The following is a 12,497-nucleotide window of genomic DNA, read 5'->3' on the forward strand; positions in this document are numbered from 1 at the left end:
TTATTAATTCTTAATTCTTAATTTCATTGAAACCTGTCGGCATTTTTTCGTGTTGTGTTTAGAGCAAAGAAAAAAACCTAAATATGCCCTCTCAACAAATAGAGTTAAATTCGGTCGGTGCATTTCCGAAACTGTTTTTAGATTATATTTCAAAAAACGAAAATCTTACAAAATTCTACAATCAATATCCTGATTTACAAGGGTTTAGTAAAGTAATCGAATCAAGGAAGTTTTCGGATGATAAACGTTCTACCTTGGTTTCGGTTCTCAAAAAACAGTATCAAGGCTTAGAAAATACCCCCGATTTTGATGCCCTATTGCAAGCCAATACTTTTACCGTAACAACTGGCCACCAGCTAAATATTTTTACTGGCCCGCTTTATGTGATATATAAAATTGTTACGATTATCAATTTGGCAAAAAAATTAAAAGCCGAATTTCCTGCTTATAATTTTGTGCCTGTTTATTGGATGGCCAGCGAAGACCATGATTTTGCCGAAATCGCTTCTTTTAATCTTTTCGGAAAGACCTATAAATGGGAAACCGAACAAAAAGGAGCAGTTGGACGCATGAACCCTGCTGAATTGCAGACTATTTTCGACGAACTTTCTGAAAAACCAGCACTATTCGAAGAGGCGTATCTGAAAAACCCTACATTATCGGCGGCGGTTCGCCAGTATATGCACCAGCTTTTTTGTAGCGAAGGTCTGATTTGTTTAGATGCCGATGATGTTGCCTTGAAAGGTATCTTTAGCGATATTATCAAAGATGATTTATTGCAAAATTCAGCCAATAAAATTGTCAGCGAAACTTCAGAAGAACTCAATAAAATGGGTTATCATACCCAAATTACGCCTCGTGAAATCAATTTCTTTTATCTCGAAAATGGACTTCGTGAAAGAATAGTTTTTGAGGAAGGACAATTTAAAGTGCTAAATTCTGAGTTAGTATTTTCGCAAGACGAAATTCTCCAAATACTTAAAGAACATCCCGAACGCTTTAGCCCGAACGTGGTTTTGCGTCCACTTTATCAAGAAACAATCTTGCCAAATTTGGCCTATATCGGTGGTCCGTCAGAAGTGCCGTATTGGTTACAACTCAAAGGTATTTTCGACCACTATGGTGAGCAGTTTCCGCTGTTGATGCCACGAAACTTTGCTTTGGTAGTCAATCAAGCCAATAAAAAACGCATTGATAAACTCGGTATCACGACCGAAGAACTTTTTGCCGATGAAGTTGCTCTTCGCAGAAGTTTTGTGGAGAGAAATTCAGAAAATTCACTGAGTCTTGCCTTTGAAATTGATGATGTAAGCGAAGTTTTTGAACGCATCTTGAAAAAATCATTGGTAATAGACCAAACAATGAAAGGTGCGGTAGAAGCCGAGAAAGCAAAAATCATTACTTCGCTCGAAAACCTCGAAAAACGCATCAAGAAAGCCGAAGAACGTAATCAAGAAACAGCAGTTACCCAGCTTTTAGGTTTAAAACAAAAACTCTTCCCTGATGGTGGTTTGCAAGAGCGTAAAGAAAATTTCTTGAATTTTTATCTCAACGATAAGGAATTTATCAACAAACTCCTCGAAGCTTTCGACCCGATTGATTATAGCTTTAATATTATTGAGATTTAAAGTATAAATCAAATATAGAAAAATATACAACCACACTAAAAAACATGAAAAGACTCATATTTTCTGTCTTAATACTCTCATTCATTAGCTGTGAGCAAAGCACAATAACAAAAAACATTGATACTTCTTGTTTTTTGGAAAAAGTATCCAACGAAAATGGTACTTTTAATAGTTCATTTAAATATGATGTACAAAATAGAGTAACAAACTTTACCGCTTTTAATAGTAAACTTAACTTTGATATTTCTTACGACGATTCTAAGCGTTCTAAAACTATTAATAGTTCATTTTTAGGACAAATACAAATATTTTATGATGCAAGTGGAAACATTACATCTGCAAAAACTCAGTATGGGGATTTTTCATTTCAATATGATGGAGAAGTAATTAAACAAATAACCGTAGAATCTAACGTTTCGCAGATTGTTTCGGGTAGTAAGACTACAATATTTAGATTTGAGTTTTTAGGTAGAAATGTAAAAAAGGTATTTCTCAATAAAGGTAGCCAACTTCAAAACTTTTTGATTTTTGAAGGAGTCGATTATGATAATAATAAGACAATCTATTCGAAGGAGGCAAAAGAGTATTTTTTAATTGCTAATATTATAGGTTATATCAGTAGTAATTCTGAAATAGACTTTTCGGTAATTAGTGATAATAATGTATTAGCAACTAATATTTATAATTTTAAAGGAACAGGGTATTTCGCTAACCAAAAATACAATTACAAATACAATACGAATGGTTATCCAGTTTCACTACAATATTCTTTACAACCTTCGGGGGCAACTGTAATTTATAATTACTCTTATATTTGCCAATAGAATAACTTTATGATCTCGGAACGTATACCTCCTAAGGCAATTTCAAAATCAAGTTTTGAATATTGTTTGCACAAAAGTATATATTGTTTAGCTTGATTTTTAAGGTTTTAAAAGTAAAAAATTAATAGGTGTGGTACGTTTTAAAAATGTGCCACACTTTTTTTATAAAATATTTGCATTTCTGAACACTGTTCATTTTATTTGCATCGTTAAGTAGAAAATTGATTTTCAAATGGGTGTAATTGATAGAAAAGAAAGAGAAAAAGTTGAAATGAAGCGACAAATTTTGGATGCCGCTCGGTCGCTTTTTTTAGAGCAGGGATTTGAAAAAACGAGTATTCGTAATATTGCCGAAGTAATAGAGTATAGTGCCGGTACAATTTATTTGTACTTTAAAGATAAAAACGAGATTCTTTTCGCTTTGCACGTAGAGGCCTTCGGGGCGTTGATGCAGGCCATGCAAGCGGGTATCATGAGCGAAAATGACCCTTTTGAAAGATTAGTTGCACTCGGTAAGCATTATCTAAAATACGCTTTTGAAAACCCCGAACTCTATGACTTAATGTTTGTCATGACGGCTCCGATGGAAACCTTGGAATGTCGTGAAGAAATTTGGTGCGATGGTGAACGTGCCTTTGAAACCCTCAAATTTGTGGTTGGCGAATGTATGCAAGCAGGGTATTTTGAAGGTTTCGATAACGAGACGTTTTCGGTGATGGTTTGGAGCTTGGTGCATGGCTTGGCTACACTTCATTTACGCCGCCGAACCATGATTTTTGCCGAAGAAAAAAGAATTCAACTATTAGAAGATGCTTATGCCCAATTTGTGCAAATAATCAAACAATACAAATCTTTGGCAGCATGAAAAAACTTCTAATTCTTGAAGAAATTGCTCAGTTTTTACTCGGAATATTTCTTTTTAGTCAATTAAATTTTGCTTGGTGGTGGTTTCCTGCATTGATTCTTGTACCCGATTTTAGCATGGTGGGGTATCTTATAAATCCGAAAATTGGAGCGTGGCTTTATAACTTTTTTCATCATAAATTATTGGCCGTAATTGTTTTTGTTTTAGGGTATTATGTTGATAGTCAGTATGTTATTCTTGCAGGTGTAATTCTTTTTGCTCACTCGGCAATGGATAGAATTTTTGGATATGGTTTAAAATATGAAGATGCTTTCAGCAATACGCATCTCGGAAAAATTGGAAAATAGAAAATGACAAATCAAGTTTTAGATTATTTTATATCAAATATTGGTAAAAATGCCGCCGACATTAGTCCATCGGCTTTGGGGCGTTGGCTAAATGGTAAGTTGATTGCGGTTGAAGAAGGTTCTCTCACGGTTGAGTTTGTGGTGCGTGAAGAAATGACCAATCCTGGCAAAATCTTGCACGGAGGCGTAACGGCTTCGATGCTCGATGATGTGATGGGAATGACGGTTTTTTCGTTGGGTCGTGAAAGTTTTTACTCTACCATCAATCTAAGTATTGATTATCTGCTTCCTGCCAAAGTAGGCGATAGTGTCTATGTAAAATCGAAGGTGATTAGAGCAGGAAAAACGGTTATTAATATGGAGTGCGAGGCACGTAATTCGGAGCATAAAATTATAGCTAAATGTACTTCTAATTTGGTCACTACGGGTATTAAAATATGATTTTTGAGGTCTGACTATAAGTCTGACCTTTTTTCAGAAATATAACTTAACAGTGTTCAGAAACTATCAAATGGTTATTTTAAATGTAGCGAATATTAAATAAGGGCAATAAAGTTGGAATTGCAATTCGATTTGTCTAAGATTTTATACATGATTTATGAAAAAGTTACCTATTTATTTACTTTTCGTGCCTTTTGGGGCATTCGCACAAGCTGGCAGTATTCCTTCGTCACCCATTCTTGAATCATACATTCAGGAAGGATTGAAACAAAATTTGGGTTTGAAACAAGAACGTCTCGAACTCTTAAAATCTGCCGAAAACATCACGCAAGCGAAGGCTAATTTTATGCCGAGAGTGACATTCAACCCCAATTATACTTTGGCAGCGGGTGGGCGTAGATTAGAGTTCCCGATTGGAGATTTGTTGAATCCAGTTTATTCTACGCTCAATCAACTCACTAAAACCAATAATTTTCCGCAGGTCGAAAACGTCAATCAGTTACTTGCCCCCAATAATTTTCATGATACAAAACTGAGTTTTCAGTACCCCATTTTCAATACTGATATTCGTTATAACTTGCTCATTCAGAGAGATTTACTTTCGGCACAAGAAGCAAAGAAACGGGTTTTAGAAAACGAAATCAGATATAGTATCACGACCGCTTATCTACAATATTTACAAACCCTCGAAGCCCAAAAGATTTTCGATGCGTCTCGAAAACTGCTCACTGATTTCGTGAAACTCAACGAAAAACTGGTGGGTAATAATGTAGCTACCAAAGATGTGATTTATTCGGCCGAATACGAAGTGAGCAAACTCGACCAGCAAGTAGCGGTTTTGGATAAAAACAGGCAATCGGTGCAGGTTTTTTTGAATTATTTAATGAATCGTGATTTTTCTGCCGAAATCGTTGCTGATACCAACTTAGTAAGTGCTCCCATCTTAGCAAGCAACTTGGCCGAACTAAAAGCCGATGCTCTCAATAATCGTCAGGAATTAAGCCAGCTACGTACAAATATAAAGGTTAGCGAAACCGCCATCAAATTACAAGAAATGAATGCCATTCGTCCGCAGGTTTTTGTGGGTGGAAGCACTGGTTTTCAAGGGTTTGGCTATACTTTCAAAAACCAAGCTTATATCATTGGTCAGATTGGTTTGAGTTGGGATTTATACCACGGATACGAAAAAAAATCGAAGATTCAGCAAGCAAAAATCCAGAAAAATATACTCGATGTAAAGTTTGAAGAAGTACAAAAACAGATTCAATTACAGATTTCGCAGGCATATTTTGAGCTGGAAGCAGCTAAAAAAGCACTGAATACAGCAAAAGATGGTACTATAAAAGCTGAAAAATATTTCAAAATAGTAGAGAGTCGCTACCGAAATGGGCAAGCGATAATGATTGAGTATTTACGGGCATCTAACGAAATAATCACGGCTCGTTTGCAGGAGTCAGTTGCCAAATATGATGTTTTGGCGAAGCAAGCAAATTTAGATAAGGTTGGGGCGGTGAAGTAAATATTATCGGTACGAATGTCATTATAACAGCTATATATTTATGAAAAAGATATTAATTATTCAAGGACATCCCGATGACGAAAGCTTCAATTTTGCTCTTTATGAAGCCTATAAAAAAGGAGCAATTGCTTCGGGTGCAGAAGTAAAAGAAATCATCGTTCGAGATTTGCAGTTTAATCCAAACTTACAATATGGCTACCGAAAACGTACTGAATTAGAACCCGATTTGCTCGAATCCATCGACAAAATCAAGTGGGCCGAGCATATTGTGCTATTTTATCCAGTTTGGTGGGGTTCTATTCCTGCTATTCTGAAAGGTTTTTTTGATAGGATTTTCTTGCCAGGAATTGCCTATGAAAAAATCGAAAATTCGTTGTGGTGGAAAAAACTCTTGTCAGGCCGAACAGGACACATCATCAGTACGCTCGACCAGCCAGCTTGGTTTTATTGGCTTTATTACGGTCGCCCGAGTTATCATGCAGTTAAGCAACTTACGTTTCACTTTGTGGGCATAAAGCCAGTCCGCACAACTACAATCGGCCCAATTCGATTGTCGAAAGATTCATTTAGAGCTAACTGGTTGAAAAAAATAGAAAAATTAGGTTTTGAACAAAAATAAAAATATATGAAAAGTTATACTTACATAATTCTTGCAGCTACCTTATTGATAGCCAGTTGCGGAAAGAAACAAGAAACGAAAAAGGCCGAAGCCGAAGAAACCTTAACGGTTGAAGTTCAACCCGTTAGCCGGAAATCGTTGAGCGAACCAATTATTGCGAGTGGGGTACTTTCGTCAAAATCAGAAATGAAATTGGCGTTCAAGACTGGCGGAATGATTCGCCGTGTGTATGTGCAAGAAGGGCAGTTTGTAAAAGAAGGTCAGCTTTTGGCCGAACTCGATTTATCAGAAATTGATGCCCAAGTTCGTCAAGCTAAATTGGGCTTAGAAAAATCGGAAAGAGACTTGGAGCGAGCAAAGAAACTCTACGCCGATGAAGCCGCTACGCTCACAAACGTACAAGATGCTACCACGGGCTACGATGTGGCCAAGCAAAGCGTGCAAGTAGCTGAGTTTAACCAAAAGTTATCAAGAATCTACGCCCCAACGAGCGGACGAATCCTTAGAAAAATCTCTGAGCAAGGCGAACTCATCACGCCTTTTGCTCCTGCTTTTATTCTCGGTACGGGCGAAAGTGCCTATATTGTAAACGTAGGTTTGGCCGACCGTGATGTAGTGAAAGTAAAAATCGGCGATGTGGCCACGGTTTATTTAGATGCCTATCCAAACGAAGCTTTTCAAGCCCGAATCACACAAATTGCCCAAACCGTAAACCCCGCAACTGGCACATTCGAGGCCGAATTACAGATTCAGCCGAACGGCAAAAAGCTCATTTCTGGCTTCGTAGCTAAAGCCGAAATTTCTACGGGCAAAGGTGCCGCAACACTCGCTGTTCCAATAGAAGCACTGATTGAAGCCAATAAAAATACTGCATTTGTTTATGCGTATAATGCTTCAAATCAATCAGTTAGCAAAGTGCCAGTTAACATAGGTAGTATTTTCGGCAATAATGTATCCATCATTTCAGGCATCAATGAAGGTACTCAGATTGTAACTAAAGGAGCAAATTTCTTGAGCGATAAAGCGAAGGTGAAGGTGATAAAATGAGTTTTAATTCATTAATTCTCAACATCTAATCAATAATTAATGTAAAAAATTTACCACTGAGAGACTAAGTGACACTAAGAAAACACTTAGTGAAAACTTTGTGTCCTTAGTGCCTTAGTGGTGAAGAAAAGGCACGGTTTCCAATATTTTTATAAACATGAAATTAGTCGAATTTTCCGTCAAAAACTACCAATTTACCATTATCATTTTCGTGATGATTATGGCAATTGGAGTTAACTCATTGCTCAATATGCCCAAAGCCGAAGACCCAGCTTTGAAGGCAACTTTTAATAGTATCGTGGTTGTTTACCCCGGTACTTCTCCTGCCGATATGGAAAAACTCATCGTTGACCCTATCGAAGATAAAATGTCTGAAATCAGCGATATTAAAAAAGTAATTTCGTCGGCTGACGAGGGTGTTGCTCAAATCCGTTTGGAGTTTGTTCACTCTATCAATCCCGATGATAAATACAACGAGGTTGTGCGTGAGTTAAATGCTATTCGCACCAAACTGCCAGCCGATATTTATAGCATGGATGTACTACGTTTCACACCCGAAGGCGTAAACATCATTCAATGTGCCGTGATGTCGGAAACAACGCCGTATAAAGAATTAGAGAAAGAAGCCGATAAACTGAAAGACAAACTTCTGAAAGTAAAATCAATCAAGACTTCTGAAATTTGGGCATTCCCGAAACAACAAGTGACAATTTCGGTCAATTTAGATAAAATGGCACAGTTCCGAATTCCGCTGAACCGAGTTTTAGGGGCAGTCCAGTCAGAAAATGCCAATATTCCCGCAGGAAATATCGAAATCGGTAGCCGAAAATTTAGTGTAAAAACATCGGGTAGTTACGAGAATTTAGATGAAATCAAGAATACTATCGTTAGCTCGTCTGGCACGACCGTAACTTACCTGCGAGATGTAGCCGACGTAAAATTTGACTACGAAGAAGAAAATTATCTGGGGCGTTTGAATGGCAAAAGAGCCGTTTTCATCACGGCTACTATGAAAGACGGTAGCAATATCTTCAAAACTGGCGAAGAAATCAGACCAATCATTGATGATTTTGCTAAGAGTTTACCAGCTGATATAAAATTTGAGCAGAGTTTCGACCAAGTAAAAAGTGTTTCTACTCGTTTATTCGGCTTGGCTCGTGACTTTGGTATTGCCATTTTATTGGTGCTCATCACACTCATTCCGTTGGGTATTCGTCCTGCCATTATCGTAATGATTTCGATTCCATTGTCACTGGCGATGGGACTCACGATGCTCGATTTGGCAGGTTTCGGAATCAATCAGCTAAGTGTGGTGGGGCTTGTTATCGCATTGGGTTTATTGGTGGATGATTCGATTGTAGTGGTCGAAAACATCGCCAGATTTCTTCGCACAGGTATGCCTCGCCGAGAAGCAGCCATCGAAGCTACCAAACAAATCAGTTTAGCAGTTTTGGGCTGTACGGCAACCTTGATTTTTGCGTTTTTACCACTTTGTTTTCTTCCAGAATCAGCGGGTGATTTCATCCGAAGCCTTCCGATGGCCGTAATCATGACCATCATTGCATCGCTCTTTGTTTCGCTTACGATTGTTCCGTTTTTAGCGAGCCTTTTAATGCCTCGTGAAGAACACGGCGAAAACGTGGTGCTTAGATTGATGAAAAAAGGTATTGAAGGCTCTTATCGTAAAGTATTGCACAAAGCACTTTCGTATCCTAAAACCGCCTTATTGATTGCTGTTTTGATTTTTGTTGGCTCATTGGCTCTCATTCCTGTGGTGGGTACGAGCGTTTTCCCTCGTTCCGAAAAACCCCAATTCTTGATAAACATCGAAACCCCGCTCGGCACCACACTTTCCGAAACCGATAAAGCTGCCCGATTCGTTGAAAATGAGTTGTTAAAGCATAAAATCGTTAAGAATTTCGCCACAAACGTAGGAAAAAGTAATCCACGTATCTACTATAATACATTGCCCGTTGGTGGAACCCTCTCGAATTACTCACAACTTTTTGTGCAGCTACAAGATAAGGTAGAAGTACCTGAGCGTGAGCAATTTATTGATGAACTACGGGCAATTTTTGATTCTTATCCAGGGGCAAAAATCCGTGTGATTCAGTTTGAGCAAGGAGCTCCATTTGAAGCACCTTTGGCAGTGAGAATCATGGGCGAAAATCTTGACTCGTTGCGAGTAATTTCTGCTAAAGTTGAGAAGGTTTTTAAGGAAACCCAAGGTACAATCTACGTAAATAATGCCCTTGCCGCCCAAAATGTTGATTTGCGAGTAAACATCAATAAAGATAAAGCAGGAATGTTGGGTATTCCGACGGTTGATATTGACCGTACTATCAGAATGGGAATTGCGGGTGTAAACTTAGGGATTTATAAAGAAAAAGACGGCGAAGAAATGAATCTCAACGTCAATCTCCCTCGTGAACAACGCCCAAGTATGGATGTGTTTTCAAAAATATTTGTGGCCAATCAGATGGGAAATCTTGTGCCTTTGAGCCAGTTAGCAACTGTTGGTTTCGAGACATCGCCTAATCGCATCAATCACTACGACCGTGACCGATATTCTACGGTTTCGGCTTTCATTAAAAGTGGCTTTCTGACACCAAATGTTACGAAAGAAGCCATGGCAAAATTGACACAAATCAAGCTTCCGAAAGGCTATGAGTTTAAAATGGCAGGAGAAGTAGAGCGTTCGGCCGAAACATTCGGTGGGCTTGGTACGATTATCATCATCACCATTTTCGGAATTATCGCCATCTTGATTCTTGAATTCAAAACTTTCAAAAGCACATTTATTGTACTTTCGGTAATTCCGCTCGGGATGATTGGGGCAATTTTGATTCTACTTTTTACTGGAAATTCGCTTTCTTTTACGGCCATCGTCGGTATCATCGCATTGGCTGGTATTGAAGTGAAAAACTCCATTTTACTTGTAGATTACACTAATTTCTTGCGTAAAGAAAATGGTTTGAGTATTGATGAAGCCATCGAAGAAGCTGGTGAAACTCGTTTTATACCAATCGTTCTGACAACCATGACCGCCATTGGTGGTATGATTCCGCTTATTATGGAACATTCTCCGCTTTATTCACCATTGGCACTTGTAATTGTTGGCGGGCTGATTTCATCACTGATTTTAACTCGAATCGTTACGCCTGTAATGTACAAACTATTGCCACCGAGTTTGAAGTAATTCAGAAAAGCCTGTAAGGTTTAAAGCAGACTTTACAGGCTTATATTTGAGTTTTTTTAGGCAATAAATAGTACATTACTCCACCTACTGAAACAATTATCAGAACGATAATTAAAATCTTCTGAACATTCCCCTCATTCGGATTTTCGAGTAGTTTTCTGATTTCTTTGGCCTGTGAGCCAGTCCAAACCGCCAATAATGTACGAGGTATCATTCCCAAAAAACCACCTAAAAGGATATTTTTCAGCTTAGCCCCCGACAAAGCAAACACAAAATTTGTTAGTGCAAAAGGCAAAATGGGTGAAAGTTTGGTGAAGAAAATAAACTTTAATTCTTCTTTACGGATATTCTCAAGAATACTGGTAACATTCTTATTATCAGATAAATAGCCTCTGAATTTATCGCCGTCAATGCGTTTTGTAATGCTATTTACGAGAAAAATAGCCACCATATTCATCAAGAAAACTGGTAAAATGGCATGCCACCCGATAAAGTACCCAAAAATAAGGGCCAGCAGGGTAGGAGGGGTAAAGGCAAATGTACAGGTAAGGCAGCAAACAAATGTGATGAGTGTCCAGTCTTGCCAAGTGAAAGCCGAAACTGTGTTTTCGTGAGTAACGACCGCAACAGTAAGTGCCGAACTAAAAATTAATGGAACAACCGTCAGAAAAATAGAAGAAATGAGCGGAAAAGAGTATTTGTTGGAGATTTTCAAACCAATAAAATTAAAAAAATCTCCTTCTCTATTAAAAGAAGGAGATTGAATGAAAAATAATATTTTGACTCACAAAGTTAAAATAAAAATCCATAACGGAGCGTAATTGGGGTCTGACTACCAAGTAGGCTTTGTGGACTGATAAACCCTCGGTTTGGATAACCTAAATTATACATCAACGAGATGAAACTTCCACGTCGGCCATCGCCTCCCTGATAAAAACCTGCCCCAATGAGCGGCGAACTTCCCCAGATTCTTTTATTGGGGTCTGTTGTGTTGAGATTATATGAATAAAATTGGTCGGCGTAAGCATTGATAAACTCATATTCAGCATGAGCAAAGAATCGTCTAAAGACCTGCTGGCGAACGAATATTTTAGGCCCAAAAATCGTATTGTTTGTGTTGGTTGCACTATTACGATTGAATGTTCCTTGAAATATAAAGTTTGCACCTATACCCGCAACCGTTCCTTTATCGTTTAGTTCGTAACCCAACATTGGCGAGGCATCAATATAAAAAGCACCAAAAAAGCCTAACCAAAACGTGCCACCGTATCTCAGTTTTTCTTTCCATTCGGGTTTTGGTTTCTCAAAAAATACTTGAGTTTGGCTGTCTTTATCACCCGAAGTTGGTATTCCTTCCTGGGCAAAAACGCTCAATGTGCTTATAATCAACGCACTCGCTAAAATGATTTTACGCATATTCTAAAGTCTTCTCTTCCTGTAAAAACTCAGGCAGTTTGATGGTATCGAGGAGTTGTTCTTCGAGCATATTTGCCCACTCCGTAAGATAAACGATTACATCAGCCCGAACATTGTGGCGAAGATAACGATTTTCGATAGGCAGACGCATTAAAATTTTTTTATCTGAAAGCTTTTCGAGGTTTTGAAGGTCTTCCAACGAAAATCCAGAGGTAAGCATTTCGTGGATGAGCATATCAATCGGCATTTCCGAAATACCACAGTATTCGTTGAGTTGCTCATTCCAGTCTCCATTGCCTTGCATAGCGTAGGCATGAATCTCAGCTTTTGTGCGTTTGGTTACTTCCTGCACGAGGTTTCCACAGTTACAGCTGCCCATGTGGCCCCACATATATTCGTTTCCCGAACTAAGTTTTTTTGCAGTACGACGCAGTGCGTCAATGATTTCTACTTTTGCCTGTGCCATTTTTAATCAATAAGTTTATATATAAAAATGTATATGTATCTGTTTTTGATTAAAACATACTGTGATATGCTTTTGTTTCTTGAATTTGAAGTAAAAATAAAAGGTCTCTCGAAAAATATTCAAGAG

General features: G+C 38.2%; 12 protein-coding genes. 9 read left to right on the plus strand and 3 right to left on the minus strand.

Annotation, left to right across the window (positions count from 1 at the left end):
* Positions 1-83: 83 nt before the first annotated feature.
* The 9 genes from bshC to IEX65_RS07765 all read left to right on the plus strand — a co-directional run bounded on the left by bshC (position 84) and on the right by IEX65_RS07765 (position 10,489).
* Positions 84-1,628, plus strand: a complete 1,545-nt coding sequence (gene bshC / locus IEX65_RS07725; protein ID WP_188765468.1) for a bacillithiol biosynthesis cysteine-adding enzyme BshC — start codon at positions 84-86, stop codon at positions 1,626-1,628.
* A gap of 44 nt (positions 1,629-1,672) precedes the next feature.
* Complete coding sequence (locus IEX65_RS07730; RefSeq protein WP_188765469.1) at positions 1,673-2,452, plus strand: hypothetical protein; 780 nt, start codon at positions 1,673-1,675, stop codon at positions 2,450-2,452.
* Positions 2,453-2,684: 232 nt separating this feature from the next.
* Positions 2,685-3,317, plus strand: a complete 633-nt coding sequence (locus IEX65_RS07735) for a TetR/AcrR family transcriptional regulator (RefSeq protein ID WP_188765470.1) — start codon at positions 2,685-2,687, stop codon at positions 3,315-3,317.
* Positions 3,314-3,664: a DUF4260 domain-containing protein gene (locus tag IEX65_RS07740; protein ID WP_188765471.1), complete on the plus strand. Its 351-nt coding sequence runs from the start codon at positions 3,314-3,316 to the stop codon at positions 3,662-3,664. The genes IEX65_RS07735 and IEX65_RS07740 overlap by 4 nt, the downstream gene beginning before the upstream one ends.
* Before the next feature lie 3 nt (positions 3,665-3,667).
* The gene (locus IEX65_RS07745) at positions 3,668-4,105 is read left to right on the plus strand and encodes a PaaI family thioesterase (protein WP_188765472.1); all 438 of its coding nucleotides are present in this window, start codon (positions 3,668-3,670) and stop codon (positions 4,103-4,105) included.
* 157 nt (positions 4,106-4,262) lie between these two features.
* Positions 4,263-5,624, plus strand: coding sequence for a TolC family protein (locus IEX65_RS07750; protein WP_188765473.1), 1,362 nt, complete (start codon positions 4,263-4,265; stop codon positions 5,622-5,624).
* A gap of 40 nt (positions 5,625-5,664) precedes the next feature.
* Positions 5,665-6,243 (plus strand): NAD(P)H-dependent oxidoreductase, encoded by a 579-nt coding sequence (locus IEX65_RS07755; RefSeq protein WP_188765474.1) that lies wholly within the window; start codon positions 5,665-5,667, stop codon positions 6,241-6,243.
* A 6-nt stretch (positions 6,244-6,249) separates the two neighbouring features.
* Entirely contained in the window at positions 6,250-7,290 is a 1,041-nt protein-coding gene (locus IEX65_RS07760) for an efflux RND transporter periplasmic adaptor subunit (protein WP_188765475.1), read from the plus strand.
* A 157-nt stretch (positions 7,291-7,447) separates the two neighbouring features.
* Positions 7,448-10,489, plus strand: coding sequence for an efflux RND transporter permease subunit (locus tag IEX65_RS07765; RefSeq protein WP_188765476.1), 3,042 nt, complete (start codon positions 7,448-7,450; stop codon positions 10,487-10,489).
* 40 nt (positions 10,490-10,529) lie between these two features.
* Here IEX65_RS07765 and IEX65_RS07770 read toward each other — a convergent pair whose 3' ends face one another.
* The 3 genes from IEX65_RS07770 to IEX65_RS07780 all read right to left on the minus strand — a co-directional run bounded on the left by IEX65_RS07770 (position 10,530) and on the right by IEX65_RS07780 (position 12,371).
* Positions 10,530-11,204 carry a TVP38/TMEM64 family protein gene (locus tag IEX65_RS07770; RefSeq protein ID WP_188765477.1) on the minus strand — a complete coding sequence of 225 codons (675 nt, stop codon included), beginning with the start codon at positions 11,202-11,204 and terminating at the stop codon, positions 10,530-10,532.
* 77 nt (positions 11,205-11,281) lie between these two features.
* Complete coding sequence (locus IEX65_RS07775) at positions 11,282-11,905, minus strand: hypothetical protein (protein WP_188765478.1); 624 nt, start codon at positions 11,903-11,905, stop codon at positions 11,282-11,284.
* Complete coding sequence (locus IEX65_RS07780; RefSeq protein ID WP_188765479.1) at positions 11,898-12,371, minus strand: hypothetical protein; 474 nt, start codon at positions 12,369-12,371, stop codon at positions 11,898-11,900. Before IEX65_RS07780 ends, IEX65_RS07775 begins: the two co-directional genes overlap by 8 nt.
* Between the last annotated feature and the right edge of the window lie 126 nt (positions 12,372-12,497).

Origin of the sequence: Emticicia aquatilis (assembly GCF_014644295.1) — a bacterium.
GTDB classification, from domain to species: domain Bacteria; phylum Bacteroidota; class Bacteroidia; order Cytophagales; family Spirosomataceae; genus Emticicia; species Emticicia aquatilis.

Coding starts and splice junctions, on each gene's coding strand:
- bshC (WP_188765468.1), top strand. CDS start 84: ATGCCCTCTCAACAAATAGAGTTAAATTCGGTCGGTGCATTTCCGAAA.
- IEX65_RS07730 (WP_188765469.1), top strand. CDS start 1,673: ATGAAAAGACTCATATTTTCTGTCTTAATACTCTCATTCATTAGCTGT.
- IEX65_RS07735 (WP_188765470.1), top strand. CDS start 2,685: ATGGGTGTAATTGATAGAAAAGAAAGAGAAAAAGTTGAAATGAAGCGA.
- IEX65_RS07740 (WP_188765471.1), top strand. CDS start 3,314: ATGAAAAAACTTCTAATTCTTGAAGAAATTGCTCAGTTTTTACTCGGA.
- IEX65_RS07745 (WP_188765472.1), top strand. CDS start 3,668: ATGACAAATCAAGTTTTAGATTATTTTATATCAAATATTGGTAAAAAT.
- IEX65_RS07750 (WP_188765473.1), top strand. CDS start 4,263: ATGAAAAAGTTACCTATTTATTTACTTTTCGTGCCTTTTGGGGCATTC.
- IEX65_RS07755 (WP_188765474.1), top strand. CDS start 5,665: ATGAAAAAGATATTAATTATTCAAGGACATCCCGATGACGAAAGCTTC.
- IEX65_RS07760 (WP_188765475.1), top strand. CDS start 6,250: ATGAAAAGTTATACTTACATAATTCTTGCAGCTACCTTATTGATAGCC.
- IEX65_RS07765 (WP_188765476.1), top strand. CDS start 7,448: ATGAAATTAGTCGAATTTTCCGTCAAAAACTACCAATTTACCATTATC.
- IEX65_RS07775 (WP_188765478.1), bottom strand. CDS start 11,905: ATGCGTAAAATCATTTTAGCGAGTGCGTTGATTATAAGCACATTGAGC.
- IEX65_RS07780 (WP_188765479.1), bottom strand. CDS start 12,371: ATGGCACAGGCAAAAGTAGAAATCATTGACGCACTGCGTCGTACTGCA.